This is a genomic window from Mesorhizobium sp. CA4, assembly GCF_020165075.1.
Taxonomy (GTDB): domain Bacteria; phylum Pseudomonadota; class Alphaproteobacteria; order Rhizobiales; family Rhizobiaceae; genus Mesorhizobium.
The window spans coordinates 116,585-132,093 of record NZ_JAIUHK010000012.1 but is presented as its reverse complement, the minus strand read 5'-3'; the positions used below and the strand labels follow the sequence as shown (position 1 = coordinate 132,093).

The 15,509-nt window shown below is 65.0% G+C and carries 14 protein-coding genes and 1 pseudogene; 10 read left to right on the top strand and 5 right to left on the bottom strand.

Annotated elements, in window-relative coordinates; genetic code table 11:
* Positions 1-162 precede the first annotated feature (162 nt).
* Positions 163-1,737: an alkaline phosphatase D family protein gene (locus tag LB528_RS12750; RefSeq protein ID WP_224715140.1), complete on the bottom strand. Its 1,575-nt coding sequence runs from the start codon at positions 1,735-1,737 to the stop codon at positions 163-165.
* 265 nt (positions 1,738-2,002) lie between these two features.
* Positions 2,003-3,286, bottom strand: a complete 1,284-nt coding sequence (locus LB528_RS12745; RefSeq protein ID WP_224715139.1) for an MFS transporter — start codon at positions 3,284-3,286, stop codon at positions 2,003-2,005.
* A 78-nt stretch (positions 3,287-3,364) separates the two neighbouring features.
* On the opposite strand from LB528_RS12745, the gene LB528_RS12740 reads away from it, so the two are divergent.
* The 7 genes and pseudogenes from LB528_RS12740 (at position 3,365) to LB528_RS12710 (ending at position 11,813) form a co-directional block, all read left to right on the top strand.
* Positions 3,365-3,973, top strand: a complete 609-nt coding sequence (locus tag LB528_RS12740) for a TetR/AcrR family transcriptional regulator (RefSeq protein WP_224715138.1) — start codon at positions 3,365-3,367, stop codon at positions 3,971-3,973.
* A gap of 45 nt (positions 3,974-4,018) precedes the next feature.
* Complete coding sequence (locus LB528_RS12735) at positions 4,019-4,609, top strand: hypothetical protein (RefSeq protein WP_224715137.1); 591 nt, start codon at positions 4,019-4,021, stop codon at positions 4,607-4,609.
* A 101-nt stretch (positions 4,610-4,710) separates the two neighbouring features.
* Positions 4,711-6,786: a 3-hydroxyacyl-CoA dehydrogenase NAD-binding domain-containing protein gene (locus LB528_RS12730; RefSeq protein ID WP_224715136.1), complete on the top strand. Its 2,076-nt coding sequence runs from the start codon at positions 4,711-4,713 to the stop codon at positions 6,784-6,786.
* Positions 6,787-7,106: 320 nt separating this feature from the next.
* The gene (locus LB528_RS12725) at positions 7,107-8,132 is read left to right on the top strand and encodes a BMP family protein (RefSeq protein ID WP_224516987.1); all 1,026 of its coding nucleotides are present in this window, start codon (positions 7,107-7,109) and stop codon (positions 8,130-8,132) included.
* Between the two features lie 194 nt (positions 8,133-8,326).
* Positions 8,327-9,577, top strand: a pseudogene (locus LB528_RS12720) (ABC transporter ATP-binding protein); the annotation flags it as partial.
* A gap of 239 nt (positions 9,578-9,816) precedes the next feature.
* Positions 9,817-10,872: an ABC transporter permease gene (locus LB528_RS12715; RefSeq protein WP_224715134.1), complete on the top strand. Its 1,056-nt coding sequence runs from the start codon at positions 9,817-9,819 to the stop codon at positions 10,870-10,872.
* Positions 10,869-11,813, top strand: a complete 945-nt coding sequence (locus LB528_RS12710; protein WP_224715133.1) for an ABC transporter permease — start codon at positions 10,869-10,871, stop codon at positions 11,811-11,813. The genes LB528_RS12715 and LB528_RS12710 overlap by 4 nt, the downstream gene beginning before the upstream one ends.
* A 58-nt stretch (positions 11,814-11,871) precedes the next feature.
* On the opposite strand, the gene LB528_RS12705 is transcribed toward LB528_RS12710, so the two are convergent.
* A complete protein-coding gene (locus tag LB528_RS12705; protein WP_224715132.1) occupies positions 11,872-12,639 on the bottom strand; it encodes an SDR family NAD(P)-dependent oxidoreductase in 768 nt (255 codons plus the stop codon).
* A 52-nt stretch (positions 12,640-12,691) separates the two neighbouring features.
* Between LB528_RS12705 and LB528_RS12700 the strand changes: the two genes are divergently transcribed.
* The 3 genes from LB528_RS12700 (at position 12,692) to LB528_RS12690 (ending at position 14,166) form a co-directional block, all read left to right on the top strand.
* Positions 12,692-12,880, top strand: coding sequence for a hypothetical protein (locus LB528_RS12700; protein WP_224715131.1), 189 nt, complete (start codon positions 12,692-12,694; stop codon positions 12,878-12,880).
* A 55-nt stretch (positions 12,881-12,935) separates the two neighbouring features.
* Positions 12,936-13,085, top strand: coding sequence for a hypothetical protein (locus tag LB528_RS12695; protein WP_224715130.1), 150 nt, complete (start codon positions 12,936-12,938; stop codon positions 13,083-13,085).
* A gap of 142 nt (positions 13,086-13,227) precedes the next feature.
* Positions 13,228-14,166, top strand: a complete 939-nt coding sequence (locus LB528_RS12690; protein WP_224715129.1) for an LLM class flavin-dependent oxidoreductase — start codon at positions 13,228-13,230, stop codon at positions 14,164-14,166.
* Positions 14,167-14,205: 39 nt separating this feature from the next.
* On the opposite strand, the gene LB528_RS12685 is transcribed toward LB528_RS12690, so the two are convergent.
* Both LB528_RS12685 and LB528_RS12680 read right to left on the bottom strand, forming a co-directional pair.
* Positions 14,206-15,120: a sigma-70 family RNA polymerase sigma factor gene (locus LB528_RS12685; RefSeq protein ID WP_224715128.1), complete on the bottom strand. Its 915-nt coding sequence runs from the start codon at positions 15,118-15,120 to the stop codon at positions 14,206-14,208.
* Positions 15,117-15,443 carry an antibiotic biosynthesis monooxygenase family protein gene (locus tag LB528_RS12680; RefSeq protein WP_224715127.1) on the bottom strand — a complete coding sequence of 109 codons (327 nt, stop codon included), beginning with the start codon at positions 15,441-15,443 and terminating at the stop codon, positions 15,117-15,119. Before LB528_RS12680 ends, LB528_RS12685 begins: the two co-directional genes overlap by 4 nt.
* Positions 15,444-15,509: the final 66 nt, after the last annotated feature.

Below are 15,509 nucleotides of genomic sequence, written 5' to 3'. Positions count from 1 at the left end.
TGCCCTGCCGGGCATCTCCCCCGCAAGGGGGGAGATCGGATGTCGCGTCGGCTTTCGCCAATCTCCAGCGCTGAAAGACGAGCGGCAGGGTCGAAGCTGCCAATCTCCCCCCTTCCGGGGAGATGCCCGGCAGGGCAGAGAGGGGTGTGCCTCGCGCCGACCTTACGCGGACCGCACCGGATCGAGCGTCACCTTGTAAAGCTCGTTGTCATCGCGATCCATCAAGCGCACCGTCAGCTGCTCCGTCGCACCGGAAATATCGACCAGCCCGAAGAACTGCAGGCCGGCTGACGGCGGCAGGTTCTGGCCCTGTTCGGCGGTCGGCGCCTTGATGAACTTCAGCTCCGGCCCAAAAGTCATATCGAGATCGTTGGGGCCGAAGCTGCCGGCATGGATCGGGCCTGAAACGAATTCCCAGAACGGGTTGAAGTCCTGGAACTGCGCCTTGTCGGGGTTGTAGTAATGCGCCGCCGTGTAGTGGACGTCGGCGGTCAGCCACACCGTGTTAGTGATGCCGGCATTCTTGATGAAGCGCAGCACGTCGGCAAATTCGAGCTCGCGGCCCTTCGGCGCGCCATTGTCGTTGTTGCTGACGGCCTCGAAGCCGACCTTCTTCGCCGCGTCATTCCAGACGACGAGGCTGAGTGGCATGTCGGCGGCGATGATCTTCCACGTCGCCTTGGAATTCGCCAGCCCGCGCTTCAGCCACTTGGACTGCTCTTCGCCGATCATGCGCGACTTCGGCGTCAGCGTTTCCTGCAGATTGGGACCGTTCGGGCCGCGATAGGAGCGCATGTCGAGGAAGAACACGTCGAGCAGCGGCCCATGCGAGACCTTGCGGTAGACGCGGCCTGGCTCCGACGGCTCGTAGCGGATGGTCGTCATCTCATGGAAGGCGCGCGCGGCCCTGGCCGCCAGCACATGGATCGACTTTTCCTTGTAGCGGTCGTCGGCGGTCAGGTCTTTCGAGTCCGACCAGTTGTTGAGCACCTCATGGTCGTCCCACTGGTAGAAGGTCGGGCAGATCGCTGAGAGGGCAAGCACATGCTTGTCCATCATGTTGTATTTCCACTGGTCGCGATACTCGTCCAGCGTCTCGGCGACCTTGCGCTTGCCGTCGAGCATGACGACGTTCTTCCACTTGCCGCCGCCGGGCAGGTCGACTTCATCCTTCAAGGCGCCGTCGGCATAGATCGTGTCGCCGGAATGCAGGAAGAAATCCGGCGTGTGCTTGGCGATGGTCGAATAGGTCTTCATGCCGGTCTCGTCGATGCCCCAGCCCTGGCCGGCGGTGTCGCCCGACCAGGCGAAGCGCACATCGCGCTTCGAGGACGGCGCGGTGCGGAAGCGGCCGACGATCGGCTCGGACACGGCATTGATGTCGGAGAGGTCGGCGGCGACCATGCGATAGAAGATGTCCTGGTCGGAGGCGAGATCGGTGAGCAGCCGCTTCACCGTGTAGTCGCTGGCCGGCGAGGTATCGAGCGGCGCGAGCCGCGTCGCATTGGCGAAGCTTTCGGTGGTCGACACTTCATACATCACGCGCGCCGGGCGATCGGTGCGGGTCCACACCATGCCCGACGTGGCGTCGACGTCGCCGGACTGGACGCCATGCGTGAAGGCCGGACGCTGATTGGCGCGGGAATAATAGGGCAGCGCAAGACCGGAGGCGCCGACAAGGCCAAAGGCGCTGGCCGAGGTGACGAAAGCGCGGCGGGTCAATAAGATCTTGTTCATGGCTGTCTCCGGATGGGCTTTGAACGGGACCGCCAAGCTCTCGCCTGAATGTTTCAGGCGTGTCTCGGAACCATGAAGTTTTGATAACAGTGAACAGGATATCTTCTCCCCCTCGAGGGGAGATGTCGCCAAAGGCGACAGAGGGGTCGCCTGGCGTGGAGCGGCAACGCGCTCGGTGACACAGACATCGTCGGTGATCTATGTGAGACGACCCCTCTGACCGCTTCGCGGCCATCTCCCCCTCAAGGAGGGAGATTAGCGGTGCTCAAGCCGCCTGCGGCTCCGGCTCGAACGCCGGCCTGTCGGTGTTGATCAAGAGCGAGATACACGCCGCCGCGATGCCCGTCATGCCGGCGATCAGGAAGGCCAGCTCGTAATTGCCCTGCAGCTCGCGCATCGTGCCGCCGAAGGCGGCGGCGGCCGCGGCGCCGATCTGGTGTCCGGCGACGATCCAGCCGAACACGATCGGCCCGCTGCGGTCGCCGAAAGCCTCGTTGGCCAGCCGCAGCGTCGGCGGCACGGTGGCGATCCAGTCGAGCCCGTAGAGCACGGCGAAGATTATCAGGCTGGTCGCGGAGAAGCCGGAATAGGGCAGGTAGATCAGCGACAGCCCACGCACGGCGTAATACACGCCGAGCAGCTTGCGCGGGTCGAAACGGTCGGTGAGCCAGCCGGACAACGTCGTGCCGATCAGGTCGAAAATGCCCATCATCGACAACAGCCCGGCCGCCTGCACCTCGCCGATGCCCATATCGCCGCAGAAGGCGATGAGATGCGTGCCGACGAGACCATTGGTGGTGAAGCCGCAGACGAAGAAGGTGGCAAACAGGTACCAGAACACCCGGGTACCGGCCGCGCGGCGCAGCGTGTTCAGCGTATGCGCCAGGAAATTGCCCTGCGATGCCGGCGACACCGGCGGCAGGTCATTCGCATCGGCGCCGTAGCGCACCTGGCCGATCGAAGCCGGGCGTTCCGGCACCAGCAGGAGGACGAATGGGATCAGCGCGGCGGTGGTCAGCGCCACGGCGGTCGCGACAGGCTTCCAGCCGCCGCTTTGCGCCAGCGAGGCGATCACCGGCAGGAACACCAGCATGCCGGTGGCGCTGGAGGCCGACATCAGGCCCATCATCAGGCCGCGATTGGTCTTGAACCAGCGATTGACGATGGTGGCGCCCAGCACGCTCGCCACCGCGCCCGAACCGACGCCGGAAAACACGCCCCAGGTGAGGAAAAGATGCCAGGGCTCAGTCATGAACAGGCTGAGCGCGGTCGATCCCGACATCACCAGCAGCGCGCCAAGCAGCGTACGGCGCAGCCCGATGCGTTCCATCAGCGCGGCGGCGAACGGTCCGGTCAAGCCGTAAAGCAGGATGCCGACGCTGGCGGCCCAGGACGTCACGTCGCGACGCCAGCCGAAGCTTTCCTCCAGCGGCACCATCATCACCGACGGCGCGGAGCGAAGCCCGGCGGCGATCAGCAGGCATAGGAAAATGACGGCAACGACAACGAAGGCGTAGCGCTGGCCAAACGGACGGGACTGGATTATCATGTTACTGACCGGTACGTTGCAATGGAGTGAGGCCATACATACGTACCGGTCAGTAACATTGTCAAGCGAGTTGTTTGAATGCCATCCGACAATAAAATTGAAGCGTCCGTGAGCGATACCCCTGCTCCCAGAGCGGCGGACAAGATCCTGGACGTGGCGCGCGACCTTTTTTACCGCGAAGGCATCAGGGCGATCGGCGTCGACGAGATCGTCAAGCGCGCCGGCGTGACCAAGCCGAGCCTCTATCGCAGCTTCCCCTCCAAGGACGAGCTTGCCGCTTCCTATCTGCGCAAATACGACCTCGAATTCTGGGAGCGCTTCGACGAAGCCGTCGACTCGCATCCGGGCGATCCGCGCGCCCAGATCACCGCCTTCCTGACCCGCGTCGGCAAACGCACGCAAAAGCCCGATTATCGCGGCTGCGGCATGACCAACGCTGCGGTGGAATATCCCGAGCGCGGCCATCCCGCGCGGGTGGTGAGCGAGAATAACAAAATGGAACTGCGCCGCCGCCTGCGCGCCATGGCCGCCGCGATGGGTGCCGCCGATCCCGACACGCTGGGCGACGGACTGCTGCTGCTCATCGAGGGCGCTTATATCAGCGGCCAGCTGTTTGGCGTTGGCGGACCGGCGGCGGCGGTTGCCCGCAACGCCGATCTCTTGATCGAAGCCAGCTTGAAGAAATAACAGGCCGCATTACGCTTCCGGCGCCTCGAAACGGAATTGCCCGTCATGCGTGCCCTTCTGATCCCGCTTGCCCTCACCGGTTTCTGCCAGGCGGCCGAAGCCGGCGACATCTCCAGCGCCTATACCGATCTCGACTGGAAGAAGGACTGCGTGACCTATGCGCAGGCCGCGGAAGGTGACGGCGACTGGGCGAGCCTCGCCTGCTCGGGCTACCGCGGCTACCCGGTGCTGATCGGCTACGACGATGCGCGGGAATCCGTCTATTACGGCTTTCCGTCCGAGGACATGACCGCGGTCTGGGAGAGCTTCACCGCCTTCAACGGCTCCGGCCCGAAGGTGGAATGGCGCATCGAGACCAATGGCGACGTCGCCATCCCCTTCGCCGCCATCCACCGTCGCTCGGTCAGCAATCCCGAGGACGAGAAGAAATCGACCGAGGTGCTCGTCGTCGCCAAGGTGGCGCAGCCGGAAGAACACCGAGGCTGCACGATCGGCCTGGTCTTAGCCACCGGCAATCCGCAGGCCAACGACCAGGCGCGCAAGCTCGCCGACGAGAAGGCGAAAACCTTCACCTGCGGCAAGGACAAGCGCGAAGTGATCGGCGACGTGCCGGCCTTCGGGAGAGTTGATAACTAGCGGAGCCTAGCCAAACATTAGGCCAGCGCCGGATCGGGTTTCCATCGGCCGACTTGCCAAGTAAACCCGTGTTCCGATTGCAGCCGGTTGGGAGGTTCCGCTTGTCCAGCTCTGTTAACGTTGCGAACGAGAACGGCGTGGCGGTGGTCACCATCGACAATCCGCCGGTTAATGCGCTGAGTTTTCATGTCCGCAGGCCGCTTTACGAGGCGCTCACCGCTTTGCGCGACGATCCGGCCGCCAGGGCTATCGTTATCGCCTGCGCCGGACGCACCTTTGTCGCCGGCGCCGACATCACCGAATTCGGCAAGCCGGTCGAGCAGCCGGAACTGCGTGCCATCATCGCCCTGCTGGAAACCATCGCCAAACCGACGGTCGCCGCCATCCACGGCACGGCGCTGGGCGGCGGGCTGGAGCTGGCGCTCGGCTGCCATTTTCGCGTCGCGGACGCCGGCGCCAAGCTAGGCCTGCCGGAGGTAAAGCTTGGCCTGTTGCCGGGCGGCGGCGGGACCGTGCGTTTGCCACGCTTGGTCGGCGCCGCGAAAGCGCTCGGCATGGTCGTCTCGGGCACGCCGGTCTCGGCCGGTGAGGCAAAGGCCGCCGGTCTTGCCGATGCGGTTGTCGAGGGCGATCTATTGACAGAGGCGGTTCGTTTCGCCCGCGAAATGGCTGATCGAGGCGGGCCGTTGGTGCCGGTGCGTGACCGCAATGACCGCCTTGCCGGGACCGATCTCGCATCCTTCGACAGCCTAGCCGCCGATCTGGCCAAAAAAGCCCGCGGACTGGACGCGCCGCTGGCCTGCGCCGAAGCCGTGCGCAACGCGATCATCTTGCCGTTCGACGCAGCCCTTGAGGCCGAGCGGCAACTTTTCCTGAAGCTCGTTTCCGGCGATCAGTCGCGGGCGCAGCGGCATTTGTTTTTCGCCGAGCGCGAGGCCGCAAAGATACCGGGCAAGGACCTGCAGAAGCGCCGGATTGAACGCGTCGGCATCATCGGCGCCGGCACGATGGGCGGCGGCATCGCGATGGCCTTTGCCAATGGCGGTCTCCCGGTGACTTTGCTCGAGACCAGCGAGGAGGCGCTGCGGCGCGGCCTGGCGACGATCGAGAAGAACTATACCGTCTCCGTCAGCCGCGGCTCGTTGAGCGAAGAGGCGAAGCGGAAGCGGCTCGGACTCTTCAAGGGCAGCACCGACTATGCCGACCTCGCCGATTGCGATTTGATCATCGAGGCCGTGTTCGAGGACATGGCGGTCAAGAAGGAGGTGTTCGGCAAAGTCGACGCCATCGCCAGGCCCGGCGCCATCCTCGCCACCAACACCTCCTATCTCGACGTGGACGAAATCGCCGCCTCGACCTCGCGTCCGGGGGACGTGCTCGGCATGCATTTCTTTTCGCCGGCAAACGTCATGAAGCTCCTGGAGATCGTGCGCGCCGAGAGGACCGCGCCCGAAGTGCTGGCGACAGTTGCCGAACTAGCGCGGCGCATCGGCAAGGTGGCGGTGGTCGTCGGCGTCTGCCACGGTTTCGTCGGCAACCGCATGCTGTCGGCGCGGGGCGCCGAGAACGAGGCGCTGTTGCTGGAAGGCGCGACGCCAAGCCAGGTCGATAAGGCCTTCACCGGTTTCGGCTGGCCGATGGGGCCGTTCCAGATGGGCGACCTCGCCGGCCTCGATATCGGCTGGCGCAACCGCAAGGCGCGCGGCCAGGCGGCGGTGATTGCCGATACACTGTGCGAGCAGGGCCATTTCGGCCAGAAGACCGGGCGCGGCTGGTATCGTTACGAGACCGGCTCGCGTGAGCCGATTGCCGATCCGGGCGTCGAGGCGCTGGTCCGGGCCAAGGCGGCGGAGCTTGGAATTGCGCGGCGCGAGATCGGCGCCGACGAGATCATCGAGCGCACGCTCTATCCGCTGGTCAACGAGGGCGCCAGGATCCTCGAGGAAGGCATCGCCGCGCGCGCGTCCGATATCGATGTCGTCTGGGTCAATGGCTACGGCTTCCCGATCGGCAAGGGCGGGCCGATGTTCTGGGCCGGGCTTGAAGGTGCGGCGAAGATCGTCGAGCGGCTGGAACACTGGCACCGGCAGACCGGCCGGCCGATCTTCGAGCCGGCGCCGGCGTTGAGGCGGTTTGCCGAGACGGGATCGTGGGAAGGTGCGGGCGGCGCCCCATAACTTCGTCATTCCAGGGCGAAGCGAAGCGTAGACCCTGGAATCCAGGCCGTTCCATCAGACAAAGAATGCAACGGTGCAGAACGAGCGATGGCACAGCCGTCGATTATTCTGCACCGTCGCCGCGCTCAGACGTCGCGGCATGGATCCTCGGGTCTGCGCTGCGTCGCTACGCTCCTTGCTCCGACCGTGGATGACGAACGCGGAGGCGACACACCAAATTTGACCATGTGGACAAATCTCAGGCGCCGTTCCATAGTCCTGGGTGTCTGACATTTTGAAACGGCCGGCTCGACACGGCTGTCGAACAGAGGGGCACTTCAATGGAAAACGAACGTAGCAAAACGCAACGCGCCGGCCTGTCGCGGCGCAGCGTGCTCGAACTCGGCGCGCTCGGCCTCGCGGCCACCGTGCTGCCCGGCGCGGCCTTCGCCAAGGACAAGAAGCTGAAGGTGGCGGCGATTTTCGCCACGCCGATCGAAGAGCCGTGGGACAACCAGATCCATGTCGCCCTGCAGAAGGCCGAGAAGGAGCTGGGCATCGAATACAAATGGTCGGAAAAGGTGCAGACCGCCGACTTCAGCCGCGTGATGCGCGAATATGCGCAGGGCGGCTACCAGCTGGTGCTGGGCGACGCCTTCGCCGCCGAGCGCGAGTCGCGCCGCACGGCCAAGCAATTCCCGAAGACGGCGTGGCTGTTCGGCTCCGGCGCCGGTCCGGCCGAGCCCAATTTCGGCGTCTTCGACAACTGGATCCACGAGCCCGCCTATCTCTCCGGCATGATTGCCGGAAAAATGTCGAAATCGGGCACGGTGGGCGCCGTCGCGGCGATGGGCATTCCGGAAGTCAACCGGCTGGTCAACGCTTTCTTTGCCGGCGCCAAGGAGGTCAACCCGAACGTCAAGAAGAAGGTCGCCTTCATCGGCTCCTTCTTCGATCCGCCCAAGGCCAAGGAAGCGGCCGTGGCGCAGATCGATGCCGGGGTCGACGTCATCTATGCCGAGCGCTTTGGCGTCATCGAAGCGGCCGTGGAGAAGAAGATTTTTGCCATCTCCAACATGTCCGACCAATCCAGCCTCGGGCCGGATACGGTCATCACTGGCCCGGTGTGGGACATGTACCCGACGGTCGAACAGGCGATCAAGCTGGTCAAGGCCGGCGTCTTCACCGCGCAGGACTATGGCGATTTCTCGCGCATGGCCAAGGGCGGCTCGTATCTGGCGCCCTACCACAAATTCGACAAGACGCTGCCCGCCGACGTCAAGGACCTGGTCGAGAAGAAGAAGGCCGAGATCCTCGAAGGCAATTTCCGCGTCGACGTCGACGAGAACACGCCGGTTTCGGATTGACGCCGGCGTTCCCCTCCCCCTTGAGGGGAGGGTGGCCCGCAAGGTCGGGAGGGGTCGCCCGCGACGCACTCCATCCTCTTTATCAACGTCGAGGCGGTTGAGGCGACCCCTCCCGCCTCGCTTCGCTCGGCACCCTCCCCTCATGGGGGAGGGATACCAGCGCAGGAGCACCCTTGTCCGCCCCACTTATCGAAATGCGCGGCATCACCAAGAGCTTTGGCGCCGTCAAGGCGAACGAGGCCGTCGACCTCAGCGTGGCCCCTGGCGAAATCCTCGGTCTTTTGGGCGAGAACGGCGCCGGCAAGACGACGCTGATGAACGTGCTGTTCGGCGCCTATGCTCCGGACGCCGGCGAGATCCTGGTCGAGGGCAGGCCGGTTGCCATCCACAACTCCGCCGATGCATTGGCCGCCGGCATCGGCATGGTGCACCAGCATTTTCACTTAGCGCCGCGCTTGACGGTGCTGGAGAACCTCCTGATCGGCATTCCCGGCAAGTCCGGCCGCGTCGACCGTGCTCGCGGGCTTGCCCGCCTGGACGAAATCAGCCGGCAATATGGGCTGAGCCTCGATCCGAACTTGCCGGTGTCGGCGCTGTCGGTCGGTGAGCAGCAGCGATTGGAAATCATCAAGGCGCTGTTTCGCGGCGCCAGGCTTTTGATCCTCGACGAGCCGACGGCAGTGCTCGCGCCGAGCGAAGTCGACGGCCTGTTCGCCGCCCTGCGCTCGATGGCGGCGCAAGGGCTCGGCATCATCTTCATCTCGCACAAGCTCAACGAAGTCAGGGCCCTCACCCACCGCTGCGTCGTCCTGCGCCACGGCAAGGTCGCCGGCCGCGTCGACGATCCGGCAAGCACCACATCGGCGGAAATGGCCAAGCTGATGTGCGGCCACGAAATCGTCCCGCCGGTCAAACAGTCTTCGACGCCCGGCGCTTCCGTGCTGACGCTCGACCGCATATCCACTTCCGCTCATGCCGGCACGCCGCTGCGCGACGTCTCGCTTTTCGTCCGCGCGGGCGAGATCCTGGGCATCGCCGGCGTTTCCGGCAACGGCCAGCGCGCGCTGGCCGATGTCATTTCCGGCATGCTGCCGCCCGAGGCCGGAGCGATGACGATAGCCGGCAAAGCGGTTGCGCAATTTTCGCCGCGCGAGCTGCAGGCGCTCGGCCTCGGCCGCATCCCGGAAGACCGGATGACGACCGGCCTGGTCACCAATTTGCCTTTAGCCGACTCCATGGTGCTGCCGCGCATCGGCACCGAGGCCTTCAGCCGCAAGGGCCTGCTCAACCCGGCCGCCATCCGCGCCTTCGCCGAGCAACAGATCAAGGCCTATGATATCCGCTGTCCGGGGCCGATGGTGCGCGCCGGCGCGCTGTCCGGCGGCAATCTGCAAAAGGCGCTTCTTGCGCGTGAGCTCGCTTTCGACCCCAAGGTGCTGATCGTCTCGCAGCCGACGCGCGGCCTCGACATCGGCGCCGCCCGCTTCATCCATGAGAAATTCCTCGCCATGCGCGCCAAGGGTTGCGGCATCATCATCATCGGCGAGGATCTCGAGGAATTGCTGATGCTCTCGGATCGCGTCGCCGTGATGTATGAAGGCCGCATCGCCGGCACGCTTTCCAGCGCTGACGCCACCGTCGCAAGGCTCGGCCTGATGATGACCGGCGCGGAGGGCCACGCCTGATGTTTCGCCTCGAAGCCCGTACGTCGACGCCGGCCTGGTTCAATCTCGCGCTGCCGCTGGTCGCCATCGCCGCGACGCTAATCCTGTGCAGCGGCCTGATCGCGATTGCCGGCGCCGGCGTCGTTGAAGCCTATGGCGTGATGCTTTCGGCCTCGCTCGGCGACAGCTATGCAATCACCGAGACGCTGGTGCGAGCCGCCCCGATGATCTTCACCGGCCTGGCGGTGGCGATCGCCTTCCGCGCAAAATTCTGGAACATCGGCGCTGAGGGCCAGCTGCTCGCCGGCGCGGTGGCAAGCTGCTTCGTTGGCGCGATCCCGATGCCGGGCTATCTCGCCATGCTGCTGATGGCGCTTGTAGGCGCGGCTGCGGGCGCTCTCGTCGCGCTGGTGCCGGCGACATTGCGCGTCAAATTCAAGGTCGACGACGTGGTCAGCTCGCTGCTGCTCAACTCGGTCATCTATTACGCGCTGATGGCACTGATCGAGGGGCCGTGGAAGGACACCTTCTCCGGCTACCCGATCTCCCCGCCGATCGAGGATTCGGCCAATTTCCCGGTGCTGATCGAGGGCACGCGGCTGCATCTCGGCGTCGTCGCGGCGCTGATCGCGGCACCCCTTTGCTGGTTCCTGATCGCCCGCACCACGCTCGGCTTCCGCATCCGCGTCACCGGCGAAAATCCGGAAGCCGCCCGCTATGGCGGCATCAATGTGCAGCGCGTGCTGCTCTCCACCGCGCTGCTCTCCGGCGCGCTGGCCGGGCTTGCCGGCGTCGGCGAGGTCGGCGGCGTCCACTTCCAAGTGATGAGCGACATCTCGCCGGGTTACGGCTATTCCGGCATCGTCGTCGCCATGCTCGCCAGGCTCAACCCGCTCGGCGTGGTGCCGGCGGCGATCTTCCTGGCCGCCGTCATGACCGGCGCCGAGGCGATGTCGCGCGCAACCGGCGTGCCGGCTTTCTTAAGCGACGTCATCCAGGGCACGGCGCTGCTGGCCATGCTGGTGGCGCTGCTCTTCACCGCCTACCGCATCCGCCGCGTGGGAGCGCAGACATGAGCGCGGTGTTCGAGCAGATTTTCCAGGTCGGCTTCCTCGCCGCCATCATCCGCATCGCCACGCCGCTCGCCTTCGCCACGCTTGGCGAAATGTTCTCCGAGCGGGCAGGCGTGCTCAATCTCGGCATCGAGGGCATCATGCTGTTGTCGGCGATGGCCGGCTTCACCGCGGCAAGCCTCAGCGGCAGCCTGTGGCTTGGCGTGCTGGTGGCCGTGTTGGTCGGCGCGCTGATGGGCGCGCTGCATGCGCTGTTCACCGTGGCGCTGGGGCTGAGTCAACATGTCTGCGGCATCGGCGTGACTTTGTTCTGCTCGGGCCTCGCCTATTTCCTCTACCGGCTGATCTTCGGCCAGCAATCGGTGCCGCCGAGCATCGGCGGCTTCAAGACGGTGCCGATCCCGCTGCTTTCGGACATCCCGATCCTCGGACCGGCCGTGTTCAACCAGTTCACGCTGGTTTATCTGGCGATCATCGCCATCCCGCTCGCCGCCTTCGTGCTCTACCGCACGCCATGGGGGCTGTCGGTGCGCATGGTCGGCGAGAATCCGCGCGCGGCGGACTCGGCCGGCGTCAGTGTGATTGCCACGCGGTTCCAGGCGGTGATCCTCGGCGGCGCGCTGATGGGCCTTGCCGGCGCCTTCCTCACCATGGCGCAGTTCAACGCCTTCACCTTCGGCGTCGTATCCGGACGCGGCTGGGTGGCGATTGCGCTGGTCGTGTTCGGCCGCTGGGATCCCTGGCGCTCGGCGGGCGCGGCGCTGCTCTTCGCCTTCGTCGACGCGCTGCAGCTCAGGATGCAGGCGAGCGGCCTCGGCCACATCCCCTACGAAGCCTTCCTGATGCTGCCCTTCATCTTCACCATTGTCGCCATGGCCTTCATGTCGCGCAACGCGGTCGCGCCTTCGGCGCTGCTGAAGCCGTTTCGAAGGGAAGAGCGGTAGACGAGGAACGCCCCTTCCTCTCCCCCCGTCGATCGGGGGAGAGGAAGGGTGCCAAGCCTCAGATCGCGGTAAAGGCGTTATCCACAAACAGATGCGCGCCGTTGACGAAGCTCGATTCGTCGCTCGCTAGGAACAGCGCGGCCTTGGCGACTTCTTCCGGTTCGCCGATGCGGCCTTGCTGCGCGGCCATGGCCGCGTCCGAGACGTCGACGCCGAGCTTGCCGAGATCGGCCACTTCACGCAGGCCGTGCGGCGTGCGGATGAAGCCCGGGCAGACGGCGTTGCAGCGGATGTTGCGGTCGCGGAACTCCACGGCAACGGCGCGGGCGAACATATGGCAGGCGCCCTTGGTCGTGTCGTAGAGCACTTCGTTTGGCGTCGCCGCCACGGCCGAGATCGACGAGGTGCAGACGATCGAGCCGCCGCCGGCGGCGATCATGCCCGGCAGCACCGCGCGGGTCATCAGGAACATCGAGCGCACGTTGACGGCATGCAGCCAGTCCCACTCCTGCAGCGTCGTCTCCAGGAACGGCTTGATGACGATGGTGCCGGCATGGTTGAACAGCACCGTGACCGGGCCGAGCTTCGCCGTTGCCGCTTCCACCGCCGCTTCGACCTGCGCCTCGTCCGAAACGTCGGCGACGAAATGCTCCGCGATTTGGCCCCGCGCCCGGATAGCCGCGGCAGTCTTGCCCGCCGCCTCGCCATTGCGGTCGATGATCGCCACCTTGGCGCCTTCGGCGGCAAACAGCTCCGAAGCCGCCCCGCCCATACCTGTCGCGCCGCCCGAAACGATCGCGACCTTGCCCGCCAGCCTTCCACCCATTCTTTTCTCTCCTTCAGTGTCGCCCATATCGGCTCACGCGATGCTATCCGCCATGCATGAGGCGGCCAAGACCGTTCGAGCGATTGGATTATTGTGCGTGCGAGCGCCCGTAAGCGCTTTTCAAACCGTTTGGCTGGATCGCCTGGTTTCTGAAATCGGCTACGCCGCATATCCGGCGAGTATGAAAAACCGCAAATTGCCTGTTTTCAAAAATGCTGTTCCAGAAATTGCCCGAAAATAGCAATCGACAAAGTCTAGTAACTTTATAGATTAATGGTCGCGACGGAGGATCGACCATGTCCTACATTCAGAACGCCCAGCGCAAAGGCCAGAGGCTTGCCACCGACCAGAGATGGAGGCCCGCCTATGGCGGCACGTTCGCCTACGTCGTCTTTGCGCTTGCCTTCGTGTTCACTGGCGCCGTCGTTTTCGGGATCATCCCCTGACTGAGCCGGGGCCAGAGGCCCCGCCGTTCCAAAATTTGAGTTGAGTAATCGGAGCTGAAGACCGGCGCGCTGACGCGCGCCGACGAGATGGATTTGACTCGGGTTCGGAGCGGGGCGGCCCAACGTGATGGAGGAGATGGCAATGCCGATCGAGTTCACGCATGTTCCAGGCAAGCCTGCCAATGGCAGCTTCTTCTATGATTTTGCCGAGACGGCGACCAAATTGTCGCTGATCGAGGATTCCGGTTTCCGCAAGCTGGTGGTGGACGATCCGGCCGGACTGCTTACCAATATGGACATCGCCGCCCAGACGCTCGACCGCACCGGCTCGCTCGAAGTCGTGCTGACGCACTGGGCCGGCGTGATCGAACCGACAGTGGCGGCAAGGCAGCTCGCGTCGCTCGACCGTCGAGGCAGCGGCCGCCTGTCGCTGCGCATGGTGAGCGAGCCGCTGGACGACAGCGATGCCGAGGCGCGGCCGGTCGGCCACGGCGTCGTGTGGCAGCGCATCGACGAATATCTGGTGCTGCTGAAGCGCCTGTGGTCGAACGACAGGCCGTTCGACCACGAAGGCGCCTTCTACAGCGTCCGGAGCGGCTTCGTGCCGCGCAAAGGTCCGCATGGCGCCGATCTCGTCATCCGGCTCGGCGGCCAGTCAGGCACTGCGCTGAAGGTCGCCGGCAAGCATGCCGATGTCTTCGAGCTGGCCGCCGGTTCGCCCGACGAGGTGAGGCAATTGATGGAGCGCGCGCGCAGCGCCGCCGCCGAGCACGGCCGCGGCGGCAGGCTGCGCTTCGCGCTGCCGGTACGCATCCATCCGGACGGCTGGACGGGTACCTCGGATCACAAAGCGGTCGAGATCGCCGGACCGCCGGCGCGGCTGGCTTTGGCGCTTTTGCCCTATGCCGCACTCGGCATCGAGGACTTCATGATCGGCGGCATCGATCGTCCAGGCGAGATCGCCCGCATCGGGCGCGAGACGATCACGCTGGTCGCGAATTCGCTGGCGCGCCGCGAAGCCGAGGTTCCGCAGCCGGGAATGCTTGCGCCCCGTCTCTTCCCCGGGATCCACGCAGGCTGAGCAGGTCGGATCCGGCGGCAATCCCCTTATGGCCGGCCCCTATGGTTGGGATGAGTAGTCCAGGCCGTCCATCACATAATCCGCAAACAGGAAGTCGCGGATGCCGGCAATCCGGCCGTTCTCCCAATCGATGAGGATGAAGTAGCGCGGCGGTCCGTCCGGACGTTCCGGGCTGGTGACCAGGATGGCCGGCCGGCCTTCGACAAGCCCGGTCGTGAAATGCCAATGCGTCTCGTCGGCATAGCGGCCGAAATAATTGCCGACATATTCCTTGCCGTCGGCACGCAGGCGGTTGACCAGCTCCAGCCTGACGTCCTCGGCCAGCAGGCCGCGCAAGGCATCGAAGTCCCTGGCGTTGAAGGCGGCCACATAGTCGCCGAGACGCCGCATGTCCTGCCGGTCGAGCGCCGGGCGGGGCGACGCCATGCGCGGCGCGACTGCCAGCTTGCGCAGGCTCTCGCGGCCCCGCTGCAGCGCGCCCTTGATCGCCTTATCGGAGGTTTCGAGGATTTCGCCTATCTCCTCCAGGCTGTGGCCGAGCACATCCTTCAGCACGACCGCGCACCGTTGCGCCGGCGGCAATTGCATCAGCTCGGCAAGGCTCGCCTCGGCGGCAATGCGCGCATCCAACGCCGAATTCTCGTCCGCGATCGTGTCGAGCTCGACCTCGCTTTCGCGGCCCCGCAAGCGGGCCCGCTTGCGCAGGAAATCAAGGGCCGTGTTGTGCGCGATGCGAAACAGCCAGGGTTCGGTCTTGTCGGGCATGTCGCCGTTCCTGATCGCCACGAAGCCTTTGGCCAAGGCTTCCTGGACGATGTCTTCGCCGTCGATGACCGATCCGACCATGCGCGAAGCATAGCGGTGCAGTTTGGCTCTCAGCGAAGCGGCCTCGCGCTCGAAGGCGCGAAGCCTGGTCTGGGTCGCCGCGACTAACTGATCCTGCGAACCGGTCACGCAGCCTCCTGGTTTTCCACCCCGCCCGTGTGGGAATAGGTCGTGTGACCCATCATGCTCTCGCCGGCGGCCAACTCAACGATGCTCTTCATGTACTCGCCGAAGCGCGGATTGCTGCGGAAGGCAGCGATATCCTCCGCCGAACGCCATTGCGAGATGTTGGCGACCTTGCTGCCGTCGCCGCCGACGACCACGGACGAAGACAGCGAGCCCGGCTGCTTGCTGAAGAAGTTTCTCGTGCCCTCGGCAAGCGTCTTGGCGAGTTCCTGCTGCTTGCCCGGCTTGGCGGTGAAGACGTTGATCAAGGTCACTGTGGTCGACATGGCTCGGCTCCGTTTGTCCTATGGCGGAGACCGTCTTGGCTCTCGCACCCGTTACGACCCTCAAGA

What these genes read in the sequence shown, in the direction of transcription:
- LB528_RS12750 (WP_224715140.1), bottom strand. Translation starts at nt 1,737, where the DNA reads ATGAACAAGATCTTATTGACCCGCCGCGCTTTCGTCACCTCGGCCAGC.
- LB528_RS12700 (WP_224715131.1), top strand. Translation starts at nt 12,692, where the DNA reads ATGCATGAGGCGGCCAAGACCGTTCGAGCGATTGGATTATTGTGCGTG.
- LB528_RS12745 (WP_224715139.1), bottom strand. Translation starts at nt 3,286, where the DNA reads ATGATAATCCAGTCCCGTCCGTTTGGCCAGCGCTACGCCTTCGTTGTC.
- LB528_RS12710 (WP_224715133.1), top strand. Translation starts at nt 10,869, where the DNA reads ATGAGCGCGGTGTTCGAGCAGATTTTCCAGGTCGGCTTCCTCGCCGCC.
- LB528_RS12695 (WP_224715130.1), top strand. Translation starts at nt 12,936, where the DNA reads ATGTCCTACATTCAGAACGCCCAGCGCAAAGGCCAGAGGCTTGCCACC.
- LB528_RS12705 (WP_224715132.1), bottom strand. Translation starts at nt 12,639, where the DNA reads ATGGGTGGAAGGCTGGCGGGCAAGGTCGCGATCGTTTCGGGCGGCGCG.
- LB528_RS12690 (WP_224715129.1), top strand. Translation starts at nt 13,228, where the DNA reads ATGCCGATCGAGTTCACGCATGTTCCAGGCAAGCCTGCCAATGGCAGC.
- LB528_RS12735 (WP_224715137.1), top strand. Translation starts at nt 4,019, where the DNA reads ATGCGTGCCCTTCTGATCCCGCTTGCCCTCACCGGTTTCTGCCAGGCG.
- LB528_RS12740 (WP_224715138.1), top strand. Translation starts at nt 3,365, where the DNA reads ATGCCATCCGACAATAAAATTGAAGCGTCCGTGAGCGATACCCCTGCT.
- LB528_RS12680 (WP_224715127.1), bottom strand. Translation starts at nt 15,443, where the DNA reads ATGTCGACCACAGTGACCTTGATCAACGTCTTCACCGCCAAGCCGGGC.
- LB528_RS12715 (WP_224715134.1), top strand. Translation starts at nt 9,817, where the DNA reads ATGTTTCGCCTCGAAGCCCGTACGTCGACGCCGGCCTGGTTCAATCTC.
- LB528_RS12725 (WP_224516987.1), top strand. Translation starts at nt 7,107, where the DNA reads ATGGAAAACGAACGTAGCAAAACGCAACGCGCCGGCCTGTCGCGGCGC.